A 24,136-nucleotide genomic window follows, 5' to 3' on the forward strand; every position below is an offset into this window, starting at 1 on the left:
GTGGGGGAAGTGTCTACTGACACTTCCCCCACCTTTTTTGTTGCCCGGGAGAATTGGCCGGAGCACTGCCCGGAGAATCGTTCAGTTGCCGAGGATCTTCGCCTTCTGGGCCACGAACTCTTCTTCGGTGAGAATCCCTTGCTCCTTCAGAGCTCCGAGCTCCTTGAGCTGCTGGATGGCGTCGTCCGTGATGCCGGCTGATGGAGGCGGGGGCGGTGGCTGTTGATAGACGGGTTGCTGGTACTCGGGCGGCGGTTGCTGCTGCGCCATCTGCGCATCGTAGGCCTCTTGCTGCTTGGCCGCGGTAGCGGCATCCTTCTCGGCAAACTTGTTAGCCTGGCGGCGCTGGACGCGGCCACTGACGGCAGATGCCGTCCCGGCAACCACGGCCGTCCGGGCCATACCCCTAAGAAGTCCCATAATTGCTCTCCTCTCACATTTCTTCTGCGTCAGGGCCTATGCGTCGGCTGCTGGCGTCGCGGCGTCGCGGGCCTCGAGGGCGTCGAGCGCCTCCATGACGTCCGGCGCGGGAATCCGTGTACTCCCGACGAGCTCGCCACCGCTTTCGCGAACGGCCGCTACGAACGGCGCTGCCCAAGTGTTCTCGTAGACAATCAGCGCGGCGACCGTCCCCGGGAGAAGCGCGGCCGACGCCTCCGCGATATCGTCGTCGCCCAGAAGCCCTGTCTGTGCGCCCTCGAAGTAGGAGAACCCCGCCGCCGGCCCGCCCGGGTCGGTAAGTTCGAGCACTTCCACAGTGCCGTCCTCGTTCTTCATGACGACGAGGAGATCGAAGAGGCGGATAACGCCCTGCTCGACGAGTTTGACGAGTTCCTCACTGGCCCGGCCCGTCAGTCCCGTCATGGGGAACTCAAGGAGTACGAAGTCGACCGGCCCGTGGGCCTCGGTCTCCGGTGTGGTTGTCACTGGCATTCCTCCGGTCTGGTTCGAGCGCGCTGTCCGGCGCGCTGGTCCTAGTGTGGCCGTCCGCCGCCGGGGCGTCACCACCCGAGCCGGGTGAGATGCTGAAGGCCGGAAGCAACAGCTTCCGGCCTTCAGCATTGTTCAGCGCTTCTTGATGTGCGCCACCGGGTCGGTGTGGGCGTCAACGATATGCTTGGCCTTTTTCTCGGCCCGTTTTTCCTTGATCGTCTTAACCGACTTTTTCGACACGCTCTGGTGCGGCGTCTTGTCAGGCATGGTGCTCTCCCTCACGGCAGGGGCCCGGAGTAGCCCCTCTTTCTAAGCTACGCCTCGGGAACCTCGGCGTCCACGATGCCTGCGAAGCGGCTGCCGACGCCGTCGTACACGCTGCGCACGAGCCCGGGCCCGAGGACCGGGATTTCACGGGCCTCATGGTGGGCGCAACAGACGTAGGTGAACTCCGGCCACCATTTCTTGGGCCGGGCCGCCTCAGAGAATCCGCAAACCGCACACGTGAGCTGGACCCAGACAGGGCGCTTCCCGGTCCGGTTCGCTTTGGACTGGAGCAGCCACGCCGGGGGATGGTCCAGCAGCTCACCGAGCTCGGCCTCGGACAAGCGGGACGGGATGCCGTGACGGTGCGCCATCTCCAAGGGAATGTCGAGGATCTGGGCTGCTTCACGTCGGGTAACCATCCTTCAACGATACGGGAACGACGGCGGCCCCCAGCCACCGAAGGGGCCCGGTGTTAGGCTCGACACACCGCCGGCGGTCGAGGTCCCGGCCCGACGGCGAGGAAGGCGGCAGCCGTGTCCCGACAGCAGCACGTTCTCTACGTCGCCATCGTGGCGTCCTTCATGGCCTTCCTGGACGGGTCCGTCGTCAATCTCGCCCTCCCGGCCATCAGCAGGGACCTCGGCGGCGGCCTGGTCGTCCAGCAGTGGGTGGTGGATGCCTACCTGCTGACGCTGGGCGCGTTGATCCTGGTGGCCGGTTCGCTGTCGGACCAGTTCGGCCGCGTCCGGGTGCTGCAGTGGGGCCTGGCTGGGTTCACCGCCACGTCCGTCCTGTGCGGCTTCGCTTGGAGCGCCGAGGTGCTCATCGTCGCCCGCGGACTGCAGGGCATCGCCGGTGCGCTCCTGGTGCCGAGCTCGCTCGCCCTGATCGTCACGGTCTTCACCGGTCCGGCGCAAGCCCTGGCGATCGGCCGGTGGTCCGCCTGGACCAGCGGCGCGATCGTTGCCGCGCCTCTCTTAGGCGGCCTTTCGGTCGATGTGCTCACCTGGCGTGTCATTTTCTTCATCAATGTGGTTCCGGCCATCGCCGTGTGGCCGGTGCTCCGGCGCCTTCGAGGTCTTGACCACGGGCGGATTCCCGGCAGCCGGATCGATCTGCTCGGAACGGTCCTGGCGGTGATAGGGCTGGGCGGTACGGTGTACGCCCTCATTGAATCCGGCAGCAAGGGCTGGGCTGCTCCGCAGGTCTGGCTGCCGCTGGCTGCCGGGGTGCTTGGCCTGGCCGCGTTCCTTGTGCACGAGGCAAGGACCCCGTACCCGATGATGCCGCTGAGGCTCTTCGCCGTGCGTAATTTTGGCTGGGGCAATCTCGCAACGACGGCCATATACGGCGCGCTCTCGCTGGGCTTCTTTGTGCTGGGCCTTTACCTCCAGCAGGTGGCGGGCCTGGGCGCCACGGCCGCCGGGTTCGCCCTGCTGCCGCCGACGCTGATGCTCCTGCTGCTGTCCTCACGGGTGGGCGCCCTCGCCGGACGCTTCGGTTCCCGCTGGTTCATGGCGGGAGGACCCCTGCTCTGCGCCGCCGGCTTCGTCCTGATGATGGGCGTGGAGATCCCGCTGGACTATGCCGGCCAGATCCTGGCCGGATTACTGGTCTTCGGCCTCGGCCTGTCGCTCACCGTCGCACCGCTGACAGCAGCCATCCTGGGCGCCGTCGAGCCGGAAGAGGCCGGGATCGGCTCCGCCGTGAACAACGCGGTGGCCCGCATCGCGGGCCTGCTGACCATCGCGTTCGCCGGCGTCATCACGGGACCGGCGGTCACGACGGCGGGCCTGCAGCGAACCATGGCCGTGACAGCGGCGCTGTTCCTGGCCGGCGCGCTGATTTCCGCCGTCGGGATCCGGAACCCGCCCGTGACGGACGGGCAGCCGGCTTAGCGCTCCGGGACGCTGCAGCCCGCGTGCTCGGCGTCGCTGTGGACCCAGAGTGCCGAGGCGACTTCCTCGGCGAAATCGAATTCACGGGGCGCCGCGGCGGAACCGATCCGGACCACGAGCGGGCCGCCGAACGGCCTCCGCCCCACAACCTCCACTTCGGCGTCGAGGTCGATGTCCTCGGCGGCGAGGTAGCGCAGGAGTTCCGGGTTTTCGTCGCTGATCCGGGTGATGCGGCCGGTGTGGCCGTCGTCGAGTTCGCTCAGGCGGAACGCGGCGGGCATCAATACGGTGCCGTCCGCGGCCGGGATGGGATCGCCGTGCGGGTCCCGGGAAGGGTTCCCCAGTTTCGCCGCCATCCGGTCAATGAAGGTGTCGGAGACGGCATGCTCCAGGAGCTCGGCTTCGTCGTGGACCTCGTCCCAGCGGTACCCGAGTTCCTGAACGAGGAACGTCTCGATCAGCCGGTGCCGCCGGACCATGGACAGGGCCAGCCGGACCCCGTCGCTGGTGAGGGTGACCGCGCTGTAAGGCTTGTGGTCTACGAGGCCTTGGTCCTTGAGCTTGCGGACCATCTCCGACACCGAGGAATTGGCGACCCCCAGGCGCTGCGCCAGCTGGGTGGAGGTGATGGGCTTCTGCTGCCATTCGGTGAACGAGTAGATGACCTTGACGTAGTCCTCGATCGAGGAGGAGGGCGTACTGGTCTTCACAAACCCAAGCCTACCGTCAGCCGCGGGCGGAGAACGTGAGCCAGAGCAGGACCAGGTTGAGTGCCACGACGAGCACCACGCTGATGATGGCGGCGATCCGGAGGGCCAACCCGTCGGCAAACCTGCCCATCAGGGGCTTGTTGCTGGTCAGGACCACCAGAGGGACCAGGACAAAGGGAATCCCGAAGCTGAGGACCACCTGGCTCAGGATGAGTGCCCACGTGGGATCGAACCCGACCGCCAGCAGCACAACGGCCGGAATCAGGGTGACCACACGGCGGGCCATGACAGGAATCCGGATTTTGAGCAGGCCCTGCATGATGGTTCCGCCGGCATAGCAGCCCACCGAGGTGGACGCCAGGCCCGATGCGAGGAGCCCGACCGCGAAGACCACGCCGACGACGGGGCCGAGGTTGGCGGAGATGGCGGCGTGCGCTCCTTGGATGGTGTCCGTGCCGTCCTCGCCGCCGAGAGTGGAGGCGGCCAGGAGGAGCATCCCGATGTTGACGATGCCGGCGATGGCCAGCGCGGCCACGACGTCGAACCGGGTGGCCCGGACCAGGCGGGCGACAGCCGACGGCGGGACATGCTGGTGCTCGTCGGGCCGGTGCCGGTCCCGGGACAGGGCCGAGTGGACGTAGATGGCGTGCGGCATGACGGTGGCGCCGAGCATGCTGGCAGCCAGGAGGACAGTGTCCGGGCCCTGGAAGCCGGGAATCAGCCCGGCCAGGGCGGCCCTCGGATCGGGCGGGCTGATGATCAGCCCGGCCAGGAAGCCGATGGTGATGATGCCGAGCAGGAACATGATGATGAATTCGAACGGCCGCTGCTTCTCCCGGGCCTGCACTGCGAGCAGGAGCATCGACACCGCGCCGACAATCACGGCGCCCAGGGGGAGTGGGAGGCCGAACAGCAGGTACAGCGCCATTGCGCCGCCCACTACCTCGGCGAGGTCGGTGGCGGCGGCCACGATTTCGGCCTGCAGCCAGAAGGCGCGGCGCCAGAACGGCTTGAGCCGCTCGCCCAGGATCTCCGGCAGGCTCTTGCCGGTGACAACCCCGAGCTTGGCGGACTGGTACTGGACCAGGACGGCCATGATGTTGGCGACCACCAGGACCCACACCAGAAGGTAGCCGTACTTCGCGCCGGCGGTCAGGTTGGCGGCCACGTTTCCGGGGTCGACGTAGGCGATCGACGCCACGAACGCCGGGCCCAGCAGGCCGATCAGCGCCTTGTGGGCACCCGGATGTTTATAGGTGCGGGCGCCCTGCGGCGGTTGTTCGTGTCCCTTTACGTCCAACACTGACAGCTCCCGTGATTGGCGCGTCCTCGTTGACGCGGCGGCCGGCGCCGGCGGGAAAATGGCCGGCGTCAAAGTTTTGTCAGCCTACAAGAAATTATTAGGCATACCGAAACAATAAGCCCCGATGGCCTTCCCCTGCAATCCGGCCCGGGGTCAGGCCCGGATGGCACGCCACGTCTGCGTCAGGTAGGGCAGCCGGAGGATCTCGCCGGGGGCATGGCCCAGGTGCTCATTCAGGTACCAGTCGAGGTTGGCCATGACCTTGGCCCGGGTGGCCTCCGACGCTGCGAGATAGTAGCTGCGGGACTTCGCCAGCTCCTTGATGTCCTCCGCGGTGACAGCGTCTTCCCATCGGGTCAGGTGGCTCTCCAACGCGGTGAACTCGGGGCCCACGGGCGGCCGGAAGTGCGGTTTGTGGACATCCCCGGCGTGCATGATGCGGGAGAGTCGGTGTACCCACGGCACAGCGGTGTCCAGCTGGTTCCAGACCAGGCCCAGGACTCCGTGTGGCCGGAGGATCCGGGCGATCTCGGTGCTGGCCAGGCGGGGATCGCACCAGTGCCAGGCTTGGGCGACAGTGACGAGATCAAAGGCTCCCGGCTCGAGGCCCGTGTGCTCCGCGGTACCTTCGACGGCCGTAACCTCCGGCAGGGCCCGGCGCAGCTGCTCGAGCATGTCGGCGGAGGGGTCCACAGCCACCGTGTGCAGTCCCCGTGCGGCAAGGAGGGCGGTGAACTTGCCGGTGCCGGCGCCAATGTCCGCGGCGTCCTTGGCCCCCGCCGGGATCAGCCAGTCGGCCGATTCCTGCGGATAGCCCGGGCGGACGCGGTCGTAGTGCTCTCCGCCGTCCTGGAAGCTCTGTCCGAGTTCCTGGCGCCGTTGACTGTGCAGCTTGGGCCCGGCGTGCAGTTTGGGCCTGCCATGCATTTTGGGCACGCTGTGCAACGTGCGATCTCCTTCGGGGAAGGTCCTGCCGGTTCAGGTACCTTTCGAATTTACCGCACCGGCGCAGTGCCTGATCCCCAGCGCCTGATCCCCAGCGCCTGGTCAGTAGTGCCCAGTCAGCAGTGCCCAGTCCAAACAGTGCCTAGTCCAGGGTGCAGGGCGCGGCGCCGGCAGTGCCCGGCGTGTTCGGCGCCCAGTGCGGGTAGCTGCGGGTGTCATTGGCCGGCACCCAGCGGCCGGCATCCACCACGTAATCCCAGCCAAGCCCTGTTTGCCGCAGTTGCCGCAGGCCGGCCAGCAGGCGCTCGGCGTCCTCCAGTCGGGATCCCAGGCCAAAGCTGGCCCGCAGGGAGCCGGCGGGCAGGCCGAGCCGCTTGAGCAGCGGGTGGGCGCAGAAGCGGCCGTCGCGCAGGCCGATCCCGTGTTCGGCCGACAGGTAGGCGGCCACCAGCCCGGCGTCGTAGCCCTCCACGGAGAAGTTCACGACGCCGATGGTGCCTGCGCCCGGCTGACCGTCGGCAAGCGACGAGTCGGCAGACGACGAGTCGGCGAAGATCTGGTGTACGGTCACGCCCTCGATGCGCTGGAGGCCTTCGACCAGGAAGGACCGGATGGCGTCCTCGTGGGCGTACCACTGTGCCGGGTCCAGCTCTGCGATCACTTGGGTGGCGCGGGCCAGCGCGGCCGCGCCCAGGACGTTCGGCGAGCCGCCCTCGTGCCGGGCCGGTCCGGTGGTCCAGCTGACGGAGTCGAGCCGGGCGTCGCGGACGGCGCCGCCGCCAGCCAGGTGCGGGGTGCCGGCGTCGAGCCAGTCCGTGCGCCCCACCAGCACGCCCGTGCCGAACGGGGCGTAGAGCTTGTGACCCGAGAAGGCGAGGTAGTCGACGTCGTCGGCGGCGATATCGATCCGCCGGTGCGGCGCCAGCTGCGCTGCGTCGACGACGATCCTGGCGCCGTACTCGTGCGCCAGCGCGGCGAGGGCGCGGATCGGCAGGATCTCGCCGGTGACATTGGAGGCGCCGGTAACGGCCAGCAGGCTCACACCGCCGCGTGCGAGCTCGTCCCGCAAGCGGTCGATGGTGGCCGCGAGGGTGGGCGCGGCCACGACGCTGCGGTGCGGGACGTTCTGCCAGGGCAGGAGGTTCGCGTGGTGTTCGATGTCGAGGTAGATGACCTCGCCGGCGGGCCGGCCGTCCTGCAACGGCAGGCACCCGGCCAGCAGGTTCAGGGAATCGGTGGTGTTGCGGGTGAAGATGACGGAATCGTCCGGCCGGCCGCCCACGAAGTCCCGCACGATGTCCCGGGCGTTCTCGTAGACCGAGGTGCTGATCTGGGAGGCGTAGCCGGCGCCGCGGTGGACGCTGGCGTAGTACGGCAGGATTTCGTTCAGGTAGGCCGAGACAACGGACAGGGCCGGGGCGGAGGCGCCGTAATCGAGGTTGGCGTAGCGGGCGTGGCCGCCCTTGATCAGCGGGGACTGGATCTCGGCGCCCGTGACGGCGGCGAGCGGGCGTGCGGCGGCGGCAAACCGTGCGTCGACTTCGCGGGCGGCGGGGAAAATGGCAGTTGTCATGGGACCTCACTCGAACAGGACCCCACATCGTGGGAATCCGCGCTTGCCGGGTCCGTTCCGGACCGGCCAGGTCGTCACCCGGGGCACCCCACCGCGACTGGAGGGTTGCCGGCCAGCAAACCGGGGTTTAGCGCTGGCACTCGTGACCTGCATCGAGCGTAGGACATCGGTGCAGCCGGGGAAAAGGCGGCCTCCGAATGTGAAGCGTTTTGTTACGTGCGCGCTGCAATGCGCACGTCGGCCGAAGAAACGACGGTGGCGGCCCCGGAATGGGGGCCGCCGCCGTCGTTTGTTCGATTGTTGAGAAAGGTCGGACGATCCTAGAGGAGGTCGTCAAGTCCGGGGTTGAGCCGCTTGAGCACTTCTGAGTGGAGGATCGAGTTGGTGGCCAGGGCGTTGCCACCGAAGGGGCCGTCCTCGCCCTCGAGCGAGGTGAAGCGGCCGCCGGCTTCGGTGACGATCGGCACGAGGGCGGCCATGTCGTAGAGGTTCAGTTCGGGTTCGCAGGCGATATCCACCGCACCCTCGGCCACGAGGCAGTAGGACCAGAAATCACCATAGGCGCGGGTGCGCCACACTTCCTCGGTGAGGCCCAGGAACTCGTCCAGGTTTCCGCGTTCCTTCCAGCCGCCGAGGCTGGAGTAGGACAGCGACGCGTCCTCGAGCTTGGAAACGTTGGACACCTTCAGCCGGGTGGCGGAGGCCAGGGAGCGGCCGGTGTAGGCGCCCGCGCCCTTGGCCGCCCACCAGCGCTTGCCCAGGGCCGGCGCGCTGACGACGCCGACCACCGGTTCGCCCTCGTCAACGAGGGCGATCAGGGTGGCCCAGACCGGGACGCCGCGGACGAAGTTCTTGGTGCCGTCGATCGGGTCAATGATCCAGCGCCGGGAGCCGTGGCCCGAGCTGCCGAATTCCTCGCCCAGGACCGCGTCGCGCGGCCGGGAGCGGGAGAGCTGGCCGCGGATGGCCTCTTCGGCGGATTTGTCGGCGTCGGTGACCGGGGTGAGGTCGGGCTTCGTCTCGATCCGAAGGTCCAGCGCCTTGAAGCGGCTCATGGTCTGGGAATCGACGGAATCTGCCAGGACATGGGCAAGGCGCAGGTCATCGTTGTAGCTCGAATCGGTTTGGCTCATGGTTCCAAACTACCGTCTAAGCGGGCGGGCCGCCGGGAGGCCGCGGTGCTGCGCCGCGGGCCGGTGAGGGGCCGGATTAGGACACAGTGCCGAGTTCCTTGGTGTCCTGCGCTTCCATCCGCGGGTCTGTGCCCAGCAGCCGGCGCAGGGAGGCCAGCCTTGCCGGCCCGGAGGGACCCGCATGCCCGGCCGCAACCCATGCATCGACGCCGCAGTTGACGGCGGTGGAGTCGTGCTTGCAGCCGCGTTCGCAATCGTCCGTGCCCGGTTCCAGGTCCGGGAAGGACCTCAGGATCCGGTCCGGATCCACGTGGGCCAGCCCGAAGGACCGGATGCCGGGGGTGTCGATGATCCAGCTGCCGGCCGGGGCATCGTTGACTTTTAGCGCCAGCGCGGAGGAAGACGTATGGCGGCCGCGGCCGGTCACCGCGTTGACGCCTCCGGTGGCACGTTCGGCCCCGGTCAGTGCGTTGACCATGGTGGATTTGCCGACGCCGGAATGGCCCAGCATGACGGTGACCTTGCCGTCGAGGTAGCCGCGGAGCCGGGAGACGGCGTCCTTGTCGAGCCGGGCCGAAAGGCCGTCGTCGGAGCGGGCGTCGATGCCTGATGCGGCGGAGTCCGCCGTCTTGGAGATGATGACGGGGAAGTCGAGGTGCGTGTAATTGGACAACAGCTCGGCGGGATCCTTGACGTCGGCCTTGGTGACGAGCAGCAGCGGCTCAATGCCGGCGTCGTACGCGGCCACGAGCGCGCGGTCGATGAAACCGGTCCGGGGCTCGGGATTGGCCGCCGCCACCACCACCACGAGCTGGTCGGCGTTGGCCACAACGGCCCGTTCGATCGGGTCCGTGTCATCGGCACTGCGGCGCAGCAGCGTCTTGCGGTCCAGGATCTTCACCAGCCGGGCGAGGGTGTCAGGTTCACCGGTAACGTCCCCGACGAGGGAGACGAAGTCGCCGGCCACCACGGGATTGCGGCGCAGTTCCCGGGCCCGCGCGGCGATGATCTTGCGTTCCCCGGGGGTGCCTTCGCCGACGACGGCGGTGTAGCGGCCGCGGTCAACGGTGATGATGCGGCCCGTGACGGCGTCGTCGTAGCTGGGCCGGTCCTTGGTGCGGGGCCGGGAGCCCTTCTTGTTCGGACGGATCCGGACATCGGACTCGTCCCAGGAATCAGTGCTGCGTGCCACCGGCGCCGTCCTCGTCCGTGGTGGGTCCCTGCGCCAGCATGGCTTCCCAGAGCCGTGGGAAGTCGGGCATCGTCTTGGCCGTGGTCGCGATGTCCTCGACCTCGACGCCTGGCACGGCCAGGCCGAGGATGGCGCCGGCCGTGGCCATGCGGTGGTCTGCGTAGCTGTGCACGACGCCGCCGTGCAGCTTGGCGGGCCGGATGATGAGTCCATCCGTTGTTTCCTCGGCATCGCCCCCGAGGCGGCTGATCTCGGCGACGAGGGCGGCGAGCCGGTCTGTTTCGTGACCGCGGAGGTGCGCGATGCCGCTCAGCCGGGAGGGGCCGGTGGCGAGGGCGCAGAGCGCGGCGACGGTGGGGGCGAGTTCGCTGGTTTCGTCGAAGTCGCCGCCCTTGATTTCGCGTCCGCCGGTGACGGTCAGGGTGCCGGCGTCGAGCGTCACGGTCGCGCCCATTGCGGTCAGGATGCCGCGCCAGAGGTCACCGACCTGCGTGGTCCCGGCGGGCCAGTTGGGGATCCGCACGGTGCCGCCGGTGGCGAGGGCCGCCGCGAGGAACGGGCCGGCGTTGGAGAGGTCCTGCTCGATCCGCTGGTCGAACGCGCGGATCGGGCCGGGGGAGACCACCCAGTGGTTCGGTACCGAGTCATCTACCGTGACGCCCACTCCGCGCAGCACGGCCACCGTCATGTTGATGTGGTCCAGGCTCGGCACGGGCTTGCCTGCATATTCCCTGCTCTGGTGTTCCAGATGGAGCCCCTCGGTGAAGCGGGCGCCGGCCAGCAACAGGGCGGAGACGAACTGGGACGATGCACTGGCGTCGATGACGAGGTGGCCGCCGCGCACTTCACCCGTGCCCTTCACGGTGAAGGGCAGCGACGACGCCGGACCGCCGTCTGGCGCGCTGACCGCCACGCCCAGGCCTGCCAGTGCCTCGATGATGGTGCCCATCGGCCGTTTGCGGGCGTGCGGGTCTCCGTCGAAATGTGACTCTCCGCGGCGAAGCGCGGCCACCGGCGGCACAAAGCGCATGACCGTGCCGGCCAGGCCGCAGTCGATCGCCGTTTCCGCCGCGGCGGCGTCCAGGCTGATCGGGATGATTTCCAGGTCGGGCCCGAACGCGCCGTCGCCGGGAACTTCCGTCACGGTGGCCCCCAGTTGCCGCAGGGCCGCAATCATCAGCGCTGAATCCCTGGAGTGCAGGGGCGCCCGCAGGCGGGACGGCCCGTCCGCGAGGGCCGCGAGCACGAGGTACCGGTTGGTCAGGGACTTGGAACCCGGAACGGTGACGGTGGCGTCGACCGGCCGTGCCGCGAACGGCGCGGGCCAGTGCGGAGCGGCGTCGGCAGCATGGCGGCCGGCTGAGCGGGAGGGGGTAGCTGCAGAGGGGGTGGTGCCAGTCATTACCGTCTTAGGCCCCGGCCTTGTGGTCGACGGCGTTGCGGACCACTTTGTCGGCCTTCTTCAGCCGCTTGTTGGTGGTCTTCTTGGCATCGGCCGCGAAGTGGCTCGCGTTCTTCTTCGCGTCCGCGGCGAAGGTGCCGGCGCGCCACGCCAGGCTGGGCTTGCCGGCGGTGTCGACGGCAGCGAGCAGCGCGCCGCCGGTCAGGGAAACGTTTTTCAGGAGCTGCTTGCGGCGGGCGTCGCGGGCTTCCTTTGAGGAGATGTCCGCGCTGCGCCATTCCACGTAGCTGTTGAGGGCCGAAATGACGGCCAAGACGGTGGCTGCCAGCCGGGCGGACTTGCCAAGGGCGAAGCAGACGCCGGCGCCGACCTGGGTTCCGCCAATCGCGCGCGCCAGGACCTTCTCATTGACCTGGAACGGCAGTGCGTCGGCGGTGCGCCGCAGCAGGGGAGACAGCTGTGCCGCAGTGTCATCCGCATTCTTGAGCTTGTGCACGCCGGCGAGGACGAAACTGGAGGCGAGCATGGGCCGGGCGAGAAAGCGGACAATCGACATGAATTTCCTCCTGGATGGACGAACTGCGGATTCACTGCGGGAGAACCGGTTCTAGTCTTGCACTTTTGCGGAATATTTGCCTGCCGGACGTGGTTGTGAAAGGCAGGTTTAAGCACGGCTCAGGAAGGCGGAGATTTGACGCAAGTGTTGGACAGAACGGAACTGGAAGCCCGTTCCGGGCAGCCGTGGACCGTCGCGCTTCCGGGAGTTCCGGGTGCCCGGCGGAACGTGACAGTAGACTTGGACGCAATGAGCACCATGGACCCGGCCGTTACGGCCATGCACGAGGTTGCCGGAAACGACGCCACGCCCACCCCCACACCTGATGCCAGTGCGGCCGCCGCCCTGGAAACCGAGGTGGACGGCAAGCCGCTGGACGTCTCCACCGAGTCCGCGGAAGAGCGCCGGGCGCGCTTTGAACGCGACGCCATGCAGTACGTGGACCAGTTGTATTCCGCGGCCATGAGGATGGCCCGGAATCCCTCGGACGCCGAGGACCTGGTCCAGGAGGCGTACACGAAGGCGTTCTCGGCCTTCCACCAGTACAAGCCCGGCACCAACCTGAAAGCCTGGCTGTACCGCATCCTCACCAACACCTACATCAACCTGTACCGGAAGCGTCAGCGCGAGCCCCTGCAGTCGAATTCGGACACGATCGAGGACTGGCAGCTGGCCCGCGCAGAGTCGCATACGTCCTCGGGACTGCGTTCGGCTGAAGCCGAGGCGCTTGACCACCTGCCCGATTCCGATGTGAAGCGCGCCCTCCAGTCGATTCCCGAGGAATTCCGGCTGGCTGTGTACTTCGCCGACGTCGAGGGCTTCGCGTACAAGGAAATTTCAGACATCATGAACACCCCCATCGGGACCGTCATGTCCCGGCTGCACCGCGGCCGGAAGATGCTGCGGGACATGCTTGCGGACTATGCCGCCGAGCGGGGATTCAGGGCCGCCACCGAGTCAACCAGCGCGGCCGACAGCAACAAACAGGAGAACAGGAAATGAGCGACTGCCAGGGACTGGGCGATTGCGACGACGCCCGGATGCAACGTATCTATGAATATCTGGATGGTGCGCTCACGCATAAAGACATCGCAGAGATCAAGGACCACCTGGACAGTTGCCCGGAGTGCCTGGAGCAGTACGACCTCGAATGTGTCATCCGCGTGATGGTCAAGCGTTCGTGCACCGAAGCGGCTCCGGAGAACCTCAAGAACTCCATCCTGGACCGGATCCACTCCATCCGGACCGTGGAAGCCTAAGCCGCACAGCGAAGGACCCCAAAGCGAAAGACCCCGGAACCGTGAGGTGTCCGGGGTCTTTCGCTTAAAGCATTCAATCCTAGCCGTGGCTTAGGTGTTGGGGCGCTTACCGTGGTTCGCGCCGCCACGCTTACGGTCACGACGTTTACGTGCACGCTTGCTCATAGCTGGCCTCCTTAATCTTGGTACTCAAAAGAGCTGCCCTCAAGTCTCCCACATCACGGCACCCGCCGCGAACCGGCGGCCCCGCACGGCGACCTCAGCGACCGGGCTCATGCCTCGAGTGAGTTGCGGATCGAGATCCGGGCCTGATCCAGCACTGTCCTGACGGTTTCGAGCGTGACGGCGGTGACGGGGTGGCTCCCGGCGTGGCGCCGCAGTTCCACCCGCATGTCGTCGCGGAAGGCCTGGACGAGCAATTCGGCCTCCTTCAGCCGCCGTTCCCCCTCCGGTGAGTACCGCGTGCCCGCGACGCCGGCAGAGCCCGTCCCGGCCGCCGTCCCTGCGGCACGGGCCGAGGTGCGCGCCGCCTCCGCCGTTGCCGCGAGATCGGCCCGGAGGCCGCGCATGTTGACGCGGATGTCCTGGCGCAGGTTGTCGGCGAGCCGGCGGACCGAGGCCGAGATGTCGTTTTCGACGCCGGCGAGCTCGTCCCGGCGGCTATTCAGTTCCCTGAGCCCCGCCGGGGTGATGCTGTAGTTGGTGCGGCGGCCTTCCGTGTGGGTGGCCACAAGCCCTTCCTCCTCGAGCTTGCCCAGGCGCGGGTAGATGGTTCCGGCGCTGGGGGAGTAGGTGCCGCCGAACCGCTCGCTGAGGGCCTTGATGAGCTCGTAGCCGTGCTTGGGTCCTGATTCGAGCAGGGCGAGCAGGTACAGCCGGAGTGCTCCGTGGGCGAAGACGGGAGGCATCAGAGCACCGGTTCGGTGTCCGCGGTGGGGTGGCCGTGGAAAATCGATGTCTTTCCCGAGACCGAGTTGGTGCGGACCAGCATCAGCTTGGCGTCCGGGCCCGCAATGGTCTGCACCGTGCCGTTGGGCTGAGAATACCTCAGGTCGTTAATGACCACTGCTCCGCTGGCGGATTTGGCGATGATGTCCACGCCGACGTCGTGCGGCAGCCGGATGGTGACGTCACCGGAGACCGAATTGGCGCCGAAATCCTGGGTGAAACCGTGGAGGTCGAAGCTCAGGTCGCCGCTGACGGTGTTCGCGCGGATGTGGCTGAAATGGCCCGAGGCCGTTACCTCGCCGGAGACGCTCTTGGCGGTCAGGACGCCGCGGTGGTTGCGGGCGATCACTTCGCCGCTGACCGTGTTGACGGAGAGGTCCCCGGACGTGCCGTCGGCCAGCACGGACCCCGAGACCGTGTTGAGCCGGGCGTGCCCGCTGGTCCCGGAGACCATGCCGTCGCCGCTGACCGTTCCGGCCTCCACCTCGACGCCGGCGGGCAGGGCGATGCTGATGACGACCGAGTTGCTGCTGTGGTTGTTGACGGTCCCCATGAGGTTTTTGAACCAGCCCTGCGGGCCGTGGAGCTGGTGGCGGACTTCCAGGCGGCCGTCGATGACGGAGATGGTGAGCGGGTCGCCGGTGATTTCGGAGACTTCGATCCTGGCCACGTCTTCGTCATGGGTGACGATGTCGAAGCGGCCGCGGACGATGCCGAGCTTTAGCGAGCGGACGCCGTCGACGTCGATGGTCTGCGGGCCTGTCACGGTCCACGTGTTCTCTGACATGGTTCCTCCGGAAAATGCGAAAAGCGGCTGGACAACTAACGATATATCGCGACTATGAAGTCACGATATATCGCGCTTTCCGGCGGGTCAAGATATATCGCGAAATTCCCGGGAGAGCCGGCCGGGCTACTCCGGCGCCTCGATGCCGAGCCATTGGAACCAGCCGCGGTGCAGCACCAGCCACGCCATGAGTCCGTAGCCGGCCTGGCCGGGCGTGCCGCCGTTGGCTGCGAGGTCCTGGCGCCATTGTTCGTGGTTCAGGAGCGGCGAGAAGGTATCCACGTAGAGGTGCTTGCGGCGCGTGGTGACGTCGGCGAACGCCGTGTTGAGTTCACCGAGCCGGCGGTTCTGCGCGGGGTCGAGGGTGGGCGGCGGCCCCACGACGAAGACCTCGATCTTGTTCTGCGAGGCGGAGTCCAGGATGTTGGCGAGGTTCAGCCGGCTGCGGGCCGTGGACAAGCCGAATTCGATGTCGCGCCCGGATAGGCCGATCACCAGGCGGTTTTCGTGGTGGTTGCCGAAGCGGCGGCCCGCCTCCTCGAGCCAGCGCGCGGCAATTCCTTCGGTGCCCTCTTCCGGGCATGGCAGGGGGTAGCACTCCAGGGCGACGCTGTCCTGCGGGGTCCGGGCCAGCACCCGGCCCAACCAGCCCAGAGCCCGCGGATCACCGAGCCCGGCCAACAGCTCGTCCCCAACGGCTGCGATCCGCAGCTTCCGATCTTCCACGACTACCTCTTCACTTCAACGCTGTCCATCAAGCTGACCACTAACAGTCCATTAAACAGAGCTGCCCGGCCGGAGTGTTGTGTTTCAGTCTCCGGCCGGGCAGCAATGACGCTATTTACGCGCGAATGCCTGCTTGAGCAGGGTGTCCTGCTCGGCCGCGTGGCGCTTCATCGACCCTGCGGCGGTGGAAGCCGAGGCGGGGCGCGAAATGAGGCGGACCCGGCGGTCCAGGGCGTCCGGCAGGTTCAGGCCGATGAACGGCCACGGACCCTGGTTCGCGGGTTCGTCCTGGGCCCAGACCACTTCGGCGTTGGGGTACTTGGCCAGCTCCGCGGCGATCTCGGCGGCCGGCAGCGGGTAAAGCTGCTCGACGCGCACGATTGCCGTGGTCTTGTTCCCGGTCTTCTGCCGGGTGGACAGCAGATCGTAGTACAGGCGTCCGGAGACCAGCAGGACGCGTTCGACGGCGTCCGCCTGCAGTTGCTCGTGCTCCGGGATGACCGGACGGAACGAGCCGGTGGTGAAGTCCTCCACGGAGGACGCCGCCGCCTTGAGACGCAGCAGCTGCTTCGGCGTGAAGATGATCAGCGGCTTGCGGGGCCTGCTGTACGCCTGGCGGCGCAGCAGGTGGAAGTGCGAGGCCGACGTCGTGGGGTTAGCCACGATCATGTTCTCTTCCGCGCACATCTGCAGGAAACGCTCGATCCGGGCCGAGGAGTGGTCCGGGCCCTGGCCCTCGTAGCCGTGCGGCAGCATCAGAACCAGCGAGGACCGCTGGCCCCACTTCTGCTCGGCGGAGGAGATGAACTCATCGATGATGGTCTGCGCACCGTTGACGAAGTCACCGAACTGGGCCTCCCAGAGCACCAGGGCATCCGGGCGCTCCACGGAGTAGCCGTACTCGAAGCCCATAGCCGCGTATTCGGAGAGCAGGGAGTCGTAGATCCACAGCTTGGCCTGGTCCTCGGACAGGTGGGCCAGGGGCAGCCACTCGTCGCCGTTGGCGCGATCGTGGAAGACGGCGTGACGCTGCACGAAGGTGCCGCGGCGCGAGTCCTGGCCGGCGAGCCGGACCGGGACGCCTTCCATGATGAGCGAGCCGAACGCGGCGAGCTCGCCGAAGCCCCAGTCGATGCCGCCTTCACGGGACATGGCCTCGCGCTTCTCCAGCAACTGCTTGAGCTTGGCGTGGACGGTGAAGCCCTCCGGGATCTCGGTGTGGGCCTTGCCGATGCGGGCCAGGGTATGCGCGGAGATCGCGGTGGACGTCGGGGTGCTCACGCCGGAATCGGACTGCTGGGCCATGGGGCGTTCGAGATCGGACACCGCGGCGGAATCGGCCGTGATGATCGGGATCGGGGACGTCTGGGCGGCGTGGGTCTCTGCGAAGACGCGTTCCAGGCGTTCCTGGTAGTCGCGCAGCAGCTGCTCGGCTTCTTCCTCGGTGATGTCACCGCGGCCGATCAGCGATTCGGTGTACAGCTTGCGGACCGAACGCTTGGCTTCGATCAGGTTGTACATCAGCGGCTGGGTCATCGAGGGGTCGTCGCCCTCGTTGTGGCCGCGGCGGCGGTAGCACACCATGTCGATGACAACGTCCTTGTGGAACCGCTGGCGGAACTCGTAGGCGAGCTGGCCGATGCGGACAACGGCTTCGGGGTCATCGCCGTTCACGTGGAACACCGGCGCCTGGATCATCTTGGCGACGTCCGTGGAGTAGGTGGAAGACCGCGAGGACGACGGGGCGGTGGTGAAGCCGACCTGGTTGTTGACCACGATGTGGATGGTTCCGCCGGTGCGGTAGCCGCGCAGCTGGGAGAGGTTCAGGGTTTCGGCCACTACGCCCTGGCCGGCGAAAGCGGCGTCACCGTGGACCATGATCGGGAGCACGGGGAATGCCTCGCCCTGGTCCAGGCGGTCCTGCTTGGCGCGGACGATGCCTTCAAGGACCGAGTCGACGGCCTCGAGGTGCGAGGGGTTCGCGGCGAGGTAGACCTTGGTCTCCTTGCCGTTGTCCGAGGTGAAGGTGCCCTCGGTGCCGAGGTGGTACTTCACGTCCCCGGAACCCTGGACCGAGCGGGGGTCCTGCGTGCCTTCGAATTCACGGAAGACCTGGGCGTAGGTCTTGCCGGCGATGTTGGTGAGCACGTTGAGCCGGCCGCGGTGGGCCATGCCGATCGCCACTTCGTCGAGTTCGTCGTCGGCGGCGTCAGAGATGATGGCGTCCAGCAGCGGAATCAGGGACTCACCGCCTTCCAGCGAGAAGCGCTTCTGGCCGACGAACTTCGTCTGCAGGAACGTCTCAAAGGCCTCGGCGGCGTTGAGCTTGGAGACGATGCGCAGCTGCTCGTCGCGGCTCGGCTTCGAGTACGGGTGCTCGATCTGGTCCTGGAACCATTTGCGCTCGGCCGGGTCCTGGATGTGCATGTACTCGATGCCGGCGGTGCGGCAGTAAGCGTCGCGGAGGACGCCGAGGATGTCCCGGAACTTCAGCATCGGCTTGCCGCCGAAGCCGCCGGTGGGCCATTCGCGGTCCAGGTCCCACAGGGTCAGGCCGTAGGTCAGGACGTCGAGGTCCGGGTGCTTGCGCTGGACGTACTCAAGCGGATCGGTGTCCGCCATGAGGTGGCCGCGCACGCGGTAGGCGTGGATCAGCTGCTGGATCCGGGCGACCTTGTTGATCTCGTCGGCAGGGTCTACCTGCAGGTCCGGGCTCCAGCGCACGGGCTCGTACGGGATGCGCAGGGACTCGAAGATTTCGTCGTAGAAGTTCTGCGCACCCAGCAGGAGCTGGTGCACAAGCTTGAGGAACTCGCCGCTGCCGGCACCCTGGATGACGCGGTGGTCATAGGTGGAGGTCAGGGTGAGGACCTTGCTGATGGCGTTCTGCGCGATGATCTTCTCGCTGGCGCCCTGGAACTCGGCCGGGTAGTCCAGTGCGCCGACGCCGATGATGGCGGCCTGGCCCTTGGAGAGGCGGGGCACCGAGTGCACGGTGCCGATGCCGCCGGGGTTGGTCAGGGACACGGTGGTGCCGGAGTGGTCGTCCGCGGTCAGCTTGCCGTTGCGGGCGCGCTTGATCAGGTCCTCGTAGGTGTGCCAGAACTCGGAGAAGTTGAGGGTCTCCGCCTTCTTGATGTTCGGCACCATGAGCAGTCGGGTGCCGTCAGGCTTGGGCATGTCGATCGCGATGCCGAAGTTCACGTGCGCCGGCTGGACAGCCACCGGCTTGCCGTCGATCTCGTCGTAGTAGACGTTCATCGAGGGGAACTGGGACAGGGCGCGGATGACGGCGTAGCCGATCAGGTGCGTGAAGGAGACCTTGCCGCCGCGGGCGCGGGCCAGGTTGGAGTTGATGACCACGCGGTTGTCGATCAGCAGCTTGGCCGGGATGGCGCGGACGCTCGTGGCGGTCGGCACTTCCAGGCTGGTGACCATGTTCGACGCGATGGCCTTGGCCGGGCCGCGCAGGACGGAGACGACGTCCTCTTCCGGCGCCGTCGGAGCTTTGACGTTCTTGGGCAGCTGTGCCGGGATCGGTGCGGTGCCGGGGCCGGCGTCGGAGGTCTTGGAGCCGTCCCGGGCGACGGTGGCCGGGGCTTTCTTGGCTGCGGGGGCCGGAGCGGGGGCTGCGGGCGCGGCGGGCGCAGGTGCGGAGGGCGCAGCTGCTGCCGGCGCTGCGGCAGCAGGCGCTACAACGGGAAGTTCACGGGTGGCAGGATGCACAGCGACTGCTGTGCCGGACGTTCCGTTGGCGGAAGAGGCGTCACTAGCTGCAAAGGATTCGAACAGGGGCCACCACTTGGCGTCGACCGTGTTCTTGTCCTGCTGGTAACGCTCGTACAGTTCGTCAACGAGCCACTCGTTTCCGCCAAATTCCTCTGGTAGACGGTGGCTAGGCTGCTCTGGCACTTGAAATACGCCTCTTCCATGAGTTTGATTCCCTCTGGCTTCCACGGTGCTTCGGCACAACGATCGAGCCAGTCTCTGCGTCCAGTGAACCCAGACCCATGCCAGTCTAGTGACGATTCTTGCCAAACCGCCAATAAGCGTGACTCAAATCATGATCTGCCCCGGCGGCCGCTGAATTGGCGTGAAGATGTCGTGCGGAACCGGCGAGGATGCAGCGGCTGCCGCACCGGAAATCGCCCCTAGAATCGAGGGAGAACCGTTTGGTGCCGAAGGTGCCAGCTAAGGAGCAGCCGTGCGTTTCCTGAATGAACCCACCACCGATCTGACCTACTCCGACCTCTTCCTCGTTCCGTCCCGTTCCGATGTCACCTCGCGCCTCGACGTGGATCTCGCGGCCGACGACGGGACCGGCTCGGCAATTCCGCTGGTGGCGGCGAATATGACGGCGGTGACGGGAAAGCGGATGGCAGAGACGATGGCCCGCCGCGGCGGCCTGGGCGTCCTGCCGCAGGACGTCCCGCTCGATGTCATCCGGGACGTTGCAGCCTGGATCAAGGGCCGCCACCCGGTCCTCGAGACCCCCGTCACCCTGGCGCCCACGGACACCGTGATCGATGCCCTGCACTTGATGGGCAAACGGCCGCACGGGGCCGTGGTGGTGGTGGACGCGGCGGGCGCCGTCACCGGAGTGGTCCGTGCCGCCGACTGCGAGAGCCAGGACCGTTTCGCGTCGCTGGCCTCCGTCCTGCGCCACCAGCCGCTCGTGCTGGATGCCGGGATGCTCGGTGACGGAACGCTGGCGGGCGGACCGGCCGCGGATGCTGCCGGCGCTGCCCAGTCGCTCCGCCGCGCCTTTGAAGCGATGGACGCCGCCGGGACGGACTATGCGCCGGTGCAGCAGGACGGTGTCCTGGCCGGTGTGCTCACCCGCAAGGGCGCCCTTCGCTCCACCATCTACCGCCCGTCCCTGGACGAGGACGGCAAACTCAAGGTGGCTGCCGCCGTCGGGATTAACGGTGACGTGGCCGGGCGGGCGGCCGAACTCCTGGCCGCCGGCGTCAACGTGCTGGTCCTCGATACCGCGCATGGCCACCAGCAGAAAATGTTCGACGCCCTGGCCGCCGTGAAGGGACTCAACCCCGGCGTGCCCGTGGTAGCCGGCAACGTGGTCACCGGCGAGGCCACCCGGGAACTCATCGAGGCCGGAGCGGACATCGTCAAGGTCGGCGTGGGTCCGGGCGCCATGTGCACCACCCGCATGATGACGGCCGTGGGCCGCCCCCAGTTCAGCGCCGTCCTGGAATGTTCCGCGGCAGCGCGGGACGCCGGGGGCCGGGTGTGGGCCGACGGCGGTGTGCGCTACCCGCGCGACGTCGCCCTGGCCCTGGCCGCCGGGGCAAGCCAGGTCATGATCGGGTCCTGGTTTGCCGGCACTCACGAAAGCCCGGGAGACCTTCAGCTGGACGCGGGCGGCCGGCAGTACAAGGAGAGCTTCGGCATGGCGTCCGCACGCGCCGTGCAGAACCGCAACCAGCGCGAGGGCGCCTTTGAGAAGGACCGCAAGGCCCTCTTCGAGGAGGGCATCTCCACGTCCCGGATGTACGTGGATCCGGTGCGGCCCGGCGTCGAGGACCTGCTGGACATGATCACCGCCGGCCTGCGCAGCTCCATGAGCTACGCCGGCGCCGCCGATCTCGCCGCCTTCCGCGAACGTGCCGTGGCCGGCATTCAGTCCGCGGCCGGGTACGAGGAAGGCCGCCCCGTCCCGCAAAGCTGGTGACGCCGCAGCTCGGGGGCTGGCGGCGGCTGCTCCTGTAGACTGAAATTCTTATGGACAGTAAATCTAGGTGCCGGCCTGGGGGCTGTCAGCGAAGAACGGAAACCGTTCCCGCGCAGTCCACCCGCAGAGCCGGCAAACCCCGTTCACGCGCCCATCACTCTCCGGCCATTCGCCACTCCGGAGCCTTCCAGGACACAGGGTCGGCTGCCGCCGACCATCCTCCGCCGGCCCGCCGACTCCAGCCACTCCGCACCCCGCAACGGCACCGGCTGTGCGCCGCCTCTCCGGAAGCAGGCCATTAAATGGAATGGCTTCTCCTCGTAGCAGGGCTCCTGCTCATCCTCGGCACCGGTTTCTTCGTTGCCGTGGAATTTTCCCTGGTCGCCCTTGATCAGACGACAGTGCAGCGCGCGGTCGACGGCGGAGACGCCGCCGCCGAGCCTCTGCTCAAATGCCTCAAGTCCCTCTCCACCCAGCTCTCCAGTTGCCAGCTCGGCATCACGATGACCACGCTGCTGACCGGCTACGTCATGGAACCGTCCGTCGGCAAGCTGCTCGAAGGCCCGCTCGCGGCCATCGGAGTACCGGCAGCGGCCGTCGCCTCCGTCTCCCTGATCCTCGCGATGGCGCTCGCCACCCTGCTCTCCATGGTGATCGGCGAACTGGTGCCCAAGAACATGGCGATCGCCCTGTCCTTCCCGATCGGCAAGGCCGTTGCCCGGCCCCAGCTGGTGTTCACCGCGATCTTCAAGCCCGCAATCGTGGTACTGAACGGTTTCTCCAACAAGGTCCTGAACGTCTTCGGCCTGGAGGCCAAGGAGGAAATCTCCGGCGCGCGCACGCCGGCAGAACTCGCCTCCCTCGTGCGCCGCTCCGCGGCCATGGGCACGCTCGACGCCGGAACGGCCAACTTCATCGCCCGGACCCTGAAGTTCTCCGGCCGGACCGCCGCGGACGTCATGACCCCCCGCATCCGGGTGGAGACCATCGACGCCGACCAGCCTGTGTCGGACATCGTCGAGGCCGCCAAGCGCACCGGCTACTCCCGTTTCCCGGTGATCGGCGAGTCGTCTGATGACATCCGCGGCGTGGTCCATATCAAGAAGGCCATCGCCGTTCCCGCGGACCGCCGCGCCAAACTGCAGGCCGGCGCCATCATGACCGATGTTCTCCGGGTGCCCGAAACCATCCACCTGGATGCCCTCCTCGCCGAACTGCGTGAGGGCAACCTGCAACTGGCGGTCGTCCTCGACGAGTACGGCGGAACGGCCGGCGTCGCCACGCTGGAGGACCTCGTGGAGGAAATTGTCGGGGAAGTGGCCGATGAACATGACAAAGTCCGGCCGGGGCTGCTTCAGAGCGCCTCGGGCGACTGGTACTTCCCCGGGCTGCTCCGGCCCGATGAACTCTCCGAACAGATCCCGGGCCTGACCGTGCCCGACGAAGCTGCCTACGAAACGGTGGGAGGCTACGTCATGAGCCAGCTTGGCCGCATCGCGGCAGTCGGCGACACAGTCGACGTCGTCGGCGGAACGCTCAGCGTGACCCGCATGGACGGCCGCCGGATCGACCGGATCTGCTTCCGGCCCGCCCGGGTCCCGGGCAGCGGCCAGCCCGCCAGCCAGGCAGGTGCCGCGTGAGCGACTGGGCAGGAATCCTGTGGCTTGCCGTCCTGCTGGTCGGCAACGCCTTCTTCGTGGCGGCTGAATTCGCCATCATGTCCGCCCGCCGGAGCCAGATCGAGCCGCTGGCCGAGGCCGGCTCGAAGCGCGCGCAGACCACCCTGCGGGCCATGGAAAACGTCTCCCTCATGCTCGCGTGCGCCCAGCTCGGCATCACTGTCTGTTCGCTGCTGATCCTGCAGGTGGCCGAACCCGCGATCCACCACCTCCTGGCGGTGCCGCTGGAAGCGGCGGGCATCCCGATGGAGGCCGCCGACCTCGTGGCCTTCGCCGTCGCCCTGCTGGTGGTGACGTTCCTGCACGTCACGTTTGGCGAAATGGTGCCGAAGAACATCTCGGTGTCCGTCGCGGACAAAGCGGCGCTGCTGCTGGCTCCGCCGCTGATGTTCATTGCCCGCGTCGTGAAGCCCGTCATTGCGGCCCTCAACTGGTCCGCCAACCACATCCTGAAGCTGATGCGGATTGAGCCGAAGGATGAGGTCACGTCCTCCTTCACCCTGGAGGAAGTGCAGTCGATCGTGCAGGAATCCACCCGCCACGGGCTCGTGGATGACGACGCCGGGCTCATCACCGGAGCGCTGGAGTTCTCGGAGCACACGGCGTCCCACGTGATGGTCCCGCTGCACAAGCTCGTCATGCTCAAAGCGGCCACCACGCCGGCGGAATTCGAAAAGGCAGTGAGCCGGACCGGTTTTTCGCGCTTCCCGATGCTCGACGACGACGGCATGCTGTCCGGGTACCTCCACATCAAGGACGTGCTGGCCATCCCCGACGCCGGATACCACCAGGCGATTGCGGAAAGCCGCATCCGGTCGCTGGCGAACCTCGCCATGGACGACGAAATCGAGAAGGCCATGTCCGTCATGCAGCGCACGGGCTCGCACCTGGCCCGCGTGATCGGTCCCGACGGGCTGACCCAGGGCGTGCTGTTCCTGGAAGACGTGATCGAGCAGCTGGTGGGCGAGATCCGCGACGCGACGCAGGCCACCGGCTACCGGAGGCTCGGCCAGGACCAGTAGCGCATTGCCAGCAGCGGACGGGCGGCACGGCGCCGCGCCGGGTATCCCTAAATAGGAATGATTCCTATTTAGGGATACACTCGGGCTGTTGCTATTGCTCCTGATTCTCAA

The 24,136-nt window shown here is 67.4% G+C and carries 23 protein-coding genes and 1 riboswitch; of the genes, 6 read left to right on the plus strand and 17 right to left on the minus strand.

Translation table 11 applies throughout. From position 1 onward, the window contains the following. Window positions 1-81: 81 nt before the first annotated feature. The 4 genes from ACVWZ7_RS17620 to ACVWZ7_RS17635 all read right to left on the minus strand — a co-directional run bounded on the left by ACVWZ7_RS17620 (window position 82) and on the right by ACVWZ7_RS17635 (window position 1,619). Window positions 82-420, minus strand: coding sequence for an SHOCT domain-containing protein (locus ACVWZ7_RS17620; RefSeq protein WP_456508598.1), 339 nt, complete (start codon window positions 418-420; stop codon window positions 82-84). Between the two features lie 36 nt (window positions 421-456). Beyond that, complete coding sequence (locus ACVWZ7_RS17625) at window positions 457-927, minus strand: DUF6325 family protein (RefSeq protein ID WP_344367328.1); 471 nt, start codon at window positions 925-927, stop codon at window positions 457-459. A gap of 138 nt (window positions 928-1,065) precedes the next feature. Then, window positions 1,066-1,200: a hypothetical protein gene (locus ACVWZ7_RS17630; RefSeq protein ID WP_018775274.1), complete on the minus strand. Its 135-nt coding sequence runs from the start codon at window positions 1,198-1,200 to the stop codon at window positions 1,066-1,068. 47 nt (window positions 1,201-1,247) lie between these two features. Continuing rightward, on the minus strand, window positions 1,248-1,619 hold the full coding sequence (locus ACVWZ7_RS17635; protein WP_456508599.1) for a hypothetical protein: 372 nt from the start codon (window positions 1,617-1,619) through the stop codon (window positions 1,248-1,250). 162 nt (window positions 1,620-1,781) lie between these two features. Between ACVWZ7_RS17635 and ACVWZ7_RS17640 the strand changes: the two genes are divergently transcribed. Continuing rightward, the gene (locus tag ACVWZ7_RS17640; RefSeq protein WP_456509142.1) at window positions 1,782-3,098 is read left to right on the plus strand and encodes an MFS transporter; all 1,317 of its coding nucleotides are present in this window, start codon (window positions 1,782-1,784) and stop codon (window positions 3,096-3,098) included. Here the strand turns inward: ACVWZ7_RS17640 and ACVWZ7_RS17645 are convergent. From ACVWZ7_RS17645 to ACVWZ7_RS17680, 8 genes are all read right to left on the minus strand, one after another. Beyond that, complete coding sequence (locus tag ACVWZ7_RS17645) at window positions 3,095-3,808, minus strand: metal-dependent transcriptional regulator (protein ID WP_116766871.1); 714 nt, start codon at window positions 3,806-3,808, stop codon at window positions 3,095-3,097. The two genes, ACVWZ7_RS17640 and ACVWZ7_RS17645, sit on opposite strands and share 4 nt — an antisense overlap. Before the next feature lie 16 nt (window positions 3,809-3,824). After that, a complete protein-coding gene (locus ACVWZ7_RS17650; RefSeq protein ID WP_456508600.1) occupies window positions 3,825-5,111 on the minus strand; it encodes an Nramp family divalent metal transporter in 1,287 nt (428 codons plus the stop codon). A 153-nt stretch (window positions 5,112-5,264) separates the two neighbouring features. Then, entirely contained in the window at window positions 5,265-6,038 is a 774-nt protein-coding gene (locus ACVWZ7_RS17655) for a class I SAM-dependent methyltransferase (protein ID WP_344367401.1), read from the minus strand. 160 nt (window positions 6,039-6,198) lie between these two features. Then, complete coding sequence (locus tag ACVWZ7_RS17660; RefSeq protein WP_456508601.1) at window positions 6,199-7,629, minus strand: aminotransferase class V-fold PLP-dependent enzyme; 1,431 nt, start codon at window positions 7,627-7,629, stop codon at window positions 6,199-6,201. Between the two features lie 34 nt (window positions 7,630-7,663). Continuing rightward, window positions 7,664-7,777, minus strand: a riboswitch (SAM riboswitch). Window positions 7,778-7,949: 172 nt separating this feature from the next. Next, window positions 7,950-8,762 (minus strand): histidinol-phosphatase, encoded by an 813-nt coding sequence (gene hisN / locus ACVWZ7_RS17665; protein WP_091249348.1) that lies wholly within the window; start codon window positions 8,760-8,762, stop codon window positions 7,950-7,952. 76 nt (window positions 8,763-8,838) lie between these two features. Then, on the minus strand, window positions 8,839-9,954 hold the full coding sequence (gene rsgA, locus ACVWZ7_RS17670; protein WP_456508602.1) for a ribosome small subunit-dependent GTPase A: 1,116 nt from the start codon (window positions 9,952-9,954) through the stop codon (window positions 8,839-8,841). Next, window positions 9,938-11,356 (minus strand): 3-phosphoshikimate 1-carboxyvinyltransferase, encoded by a 1,419-nt coding sequence (gene aroA / locus ACVWZ7_RS17675; protein WP_456508603.1) that lies wholly within the window; start codon window positions 11,354-11,356, stop codon window positions 9,938-9,940. Before aroA ends, rsgA begins: the two co-directional genes overlap by 17 nt. A 7-nt stretch (window positions 11,357-11,363) precedes the next feature. After that, entirely contained in the window at window positions 11,364-11,912 is a 549-nt protein-coding gene (locus ACVWZ7_RS17680; RefSeq protein ID WP_456508604.1) for a DoxX family protein, read from the minus strand. Window positions 11,913-12,161: 249 nt separating this feature from the next. On the opposite strand from ACVWZ7_RS17680, the gene ACVWZ7_RS17685 reads away from it, so the two are divergent. Both ACVWZ7_RS17685 and rsrA read left to right on the plus strand, forming a co-directional pair. After that, the gene (locus tag ACVWZ7_RS17685) at window positions 12,162-12,914 is read left to right on the plus strand and encodes a sigma-70 family RNA polymerase sigma factor (RefSeq protein WP_116766922.1); all 753 of its coding nucleotides are present in this window, start codon (window positions 12,162-12,164) and stop codon (window positions 12,912-12,914) included. Further along, window positions 12,911-13,171, plus strand: coding sequence for a mycothiol system anti-sigma-R factor (gene rsrA / locus ACVWZ7_RS17690; RefSeq protein WP_116766878.1), 261 nt, complete (start codon window positions 12,911-12,913; stop codon window positions 13,169-13,171). Before ACVWZ7_RS17685 ends, rsrA begins: the two co-directional genes overlap by 4 nt. A 90-nt stretch (window positions 13,172-13,261) precedes the next feature. On the opposite strand, the gene ACVWZ7_RS17695 is transcribed toward rsrA, so the two are convergent. From ACVWZ7_RS17695 to ACVWZ7_RS17715, 5 genes are all read right to left on the minus strand, one after another. After that, window positions 13,262-13,336 carry a 50S ribosomal protein bL37 gene (locus ACVWZ7_RS17695; protein WP_369299106.1) on the minus strand — a complete coding sequence of 25 codons (75 nt, stop codon included), beginning with the start codon at window positions 13,334-13,336 and terminating at the stop codon, window positions 13,262-13,264. A 107-nt stretch (window positions 13,337-13,443) separates the two neighbouring features. Beyond that, window positions 13,444-14,079, minus strand: coding sequence for a PadR family transcriptional regulator (locus ACVWZ7_RS17700; protein ID WP_456508605.1), 636 nt, complete (start codon window positions 14,077-14,079; stop codon window positions 13,444-13,446). After that, entirely contained in the window at window positions 14,079-14,906 is an 828-nt protein-coding gene (locus ACVWZ7_RS17705; protein WP_456508606.1) for a DUF4097 family beta strand repeat-containing protein, read from the minus strand. Before ACVWZ7_RS17705 ends, ACVWZ7_RS17700 begins: the two co-directional genes overlap by 1 nt. Window positions 14,907-15,032: 126 nt before the next feature. Next, window positions 15,033-15,632 carry a GDSL-type esterase/lipase family protein gene (locus tag ACVWZ7_RS17710; protein ID WP_091249367.1) on the minus strand — a complete coding sequence of 200 codons (600 nt, stop codon included), beginning with the start codon at window positions 15,630-15,632 and terminating at the stop codon, window positions 15,033-15,035. A 111-nt stretch (window positions 15,633-15,743) separates the two neighbouring features. Beyond that, entirely contained in the window at window positions 15,744-19,544 is a 3,801-nt protein-coding gene (locus ACVWZ7_RS17715; RefSeq protein ID WP_456508607.1) for a multifunctional oxoglutarate decarboxylase/oxoglutarate dehydrogenase thiamine pyrophosphate-binding subunit/dihydrolipoyllysine-residue succinyltransferase subunit, read from the minus strand. A gap of 292 nt (window positions 19,545-19,836) precedes the next feature. Here ACVWZ7_RS17715 and guaB1 point away from each other — a divergent pair, with 292 nt between their 5' ends. From guaB1 to ACVWZ7_RS17730, 3 genes are all read left to right on the plus strand, one after another. After that, complete coding sequence (gene guaB1, locus ACVWZ7_RS17720; RefSeq protein ID WP_456508608.1) at window positions 19,837-21,324, plus strand: GMP reductase; 1,488 nt, start codon at window positions 19,837-19,839, stop codon at window positions 21,322-21,324. A gap of 302 nt (window positions 21,325-21,626) precedes the next feature. Next, window positions 21,627-22,964 (plus strand): hemolysin family protein, encoded by a 1,338-nt coding sequence (locus tag ACVWZ7_RS17725; RefSeq protein ID WP_456508609.1) that lies wholly within the window; start codon window positions 21,627-21,629, stop codon window positions 22,962-22,964. Further along, window positions 22,961-24,025, plus strand: a complete 1,065-nt coding sequence (locus tag ACVWZ7_RS17730) for a hemolysin family protein (protein ID WP_456508610.1) — start codon at window positions 22,961-22,963, stop codon at window positions 24,023-24,025. The genes ACVWZ7_RS17725 and ACVWZ7_RS17730 overlap by 4 nt, the downstream gene beginning before the upstream one ends. The last annotated feature ends 111 nt before the right edge of the window (window positions 24,026-24,136 follow it).

Source organism: Arthrobacter sp. TE12232, from assembly GCF_054062615.1.

Bases quoted from the DNA above. Each gene is read 5' to 3' on its own strand.
- ACVWZ7_RS17655 (WP_344367401.1), bottom strand. From the start codon at position 6,038: ATGCATGGCAGGCCCAAACTGCACGCCGGGCCCAAGCTGCACAGTCAA.
- rsrA (WP_116766878.1), top strand. From the start codon at position 12,911: ATGAGCGACTGCCAGGGACTGGGCGATTGCGACGACGCCCGGATGCAA.
- ACVWZ7_RS17620 (WP_456508598.1), bottom strand. From the start codon at position 420: ATGGGACTTCTTAGGGGTATGGCCCGGACGGCCGTGGTTGCCGGGACG.
- ACVWZ7_RS17630 (WP_018775274.1), bottom strand. From the start codon at position 1,200: ATGCCTGACAAGACGCCGCACCAGAGCGTGTCGAAAAAGTCGGTTAAG.
- ACVWZ7_RS17680 (WP_456508604.1), bottom strand. From the start codon at position 11,912: ATGTCGATTGTCCGCTTTCTCGCCCGGCCCATGCTCGCCTCCAGTTTC.
- aroA (WP_456508603.1), bottom strand. From the start codon at position 11,356: ATGACTGGCACCACCCCCTCTGCAGCTACCCCCTCCCGCTCAGCCGGC.
- ACVWZ7_RS17660 (WP_456508601.1), bottom strand. From the start codon at position 7,629: ATGACAACTGCCATTTTCCCCGCCGCCCGCGAAGTCGACGCACGGTTT.
- ACVWZ7_RS17635 (WP_456508599.1), bottom strand. From the start codon at position 1,619: ATGGTTACCCGACGTGAAGCAGCCCAGATCCTCGACATTCCCTTGGAG.
- ACVWZ7_RS17705 (WP_456508606.1), bottom strand. From the start codon at position 14,906: ATGTCAGAGAACACGTGGACCGTGACAGGCCCGCAGACCATCGACGTC.
- ACVWZ7_RS17685 (WP_116766922.1), top strand. From the start codon at position 12,162: ATGAGCACCATGGACCCGGCCGTTACGGCCATGCACGAGGTTGCCGGA.
- ACVWZ7_RS17640 (WP_456509142.1), top strand. From the start codon at position 1,782: ATGGCCTTCCTGGACGGGTCCGTCGTCAATCTCGCCCTCCCGGCCATC.
- ACVWZ7_RS17700 (WP_456508605.1), bottom strand. From the start codon at position 14,079: ATGCCTCCCGTCTTCGCCCACGGAGCACTCCGGCTGTACCTGCTCGCC.
- hisN (WP_091249348.1), bottom strand. From the start codon at position 8,762: ATGAGCCAAACCGATTCGAGCTACAACGATGACCTGCGCCTTGCCCAT.
- ACVWZ7_RS17725 (WP_456508609.1), top strand. From the start codon at position 21,627: ATGGAATGGCTTCTCCTCGTAGCAGGGCTCCTGCTCATCCTCGGCACC.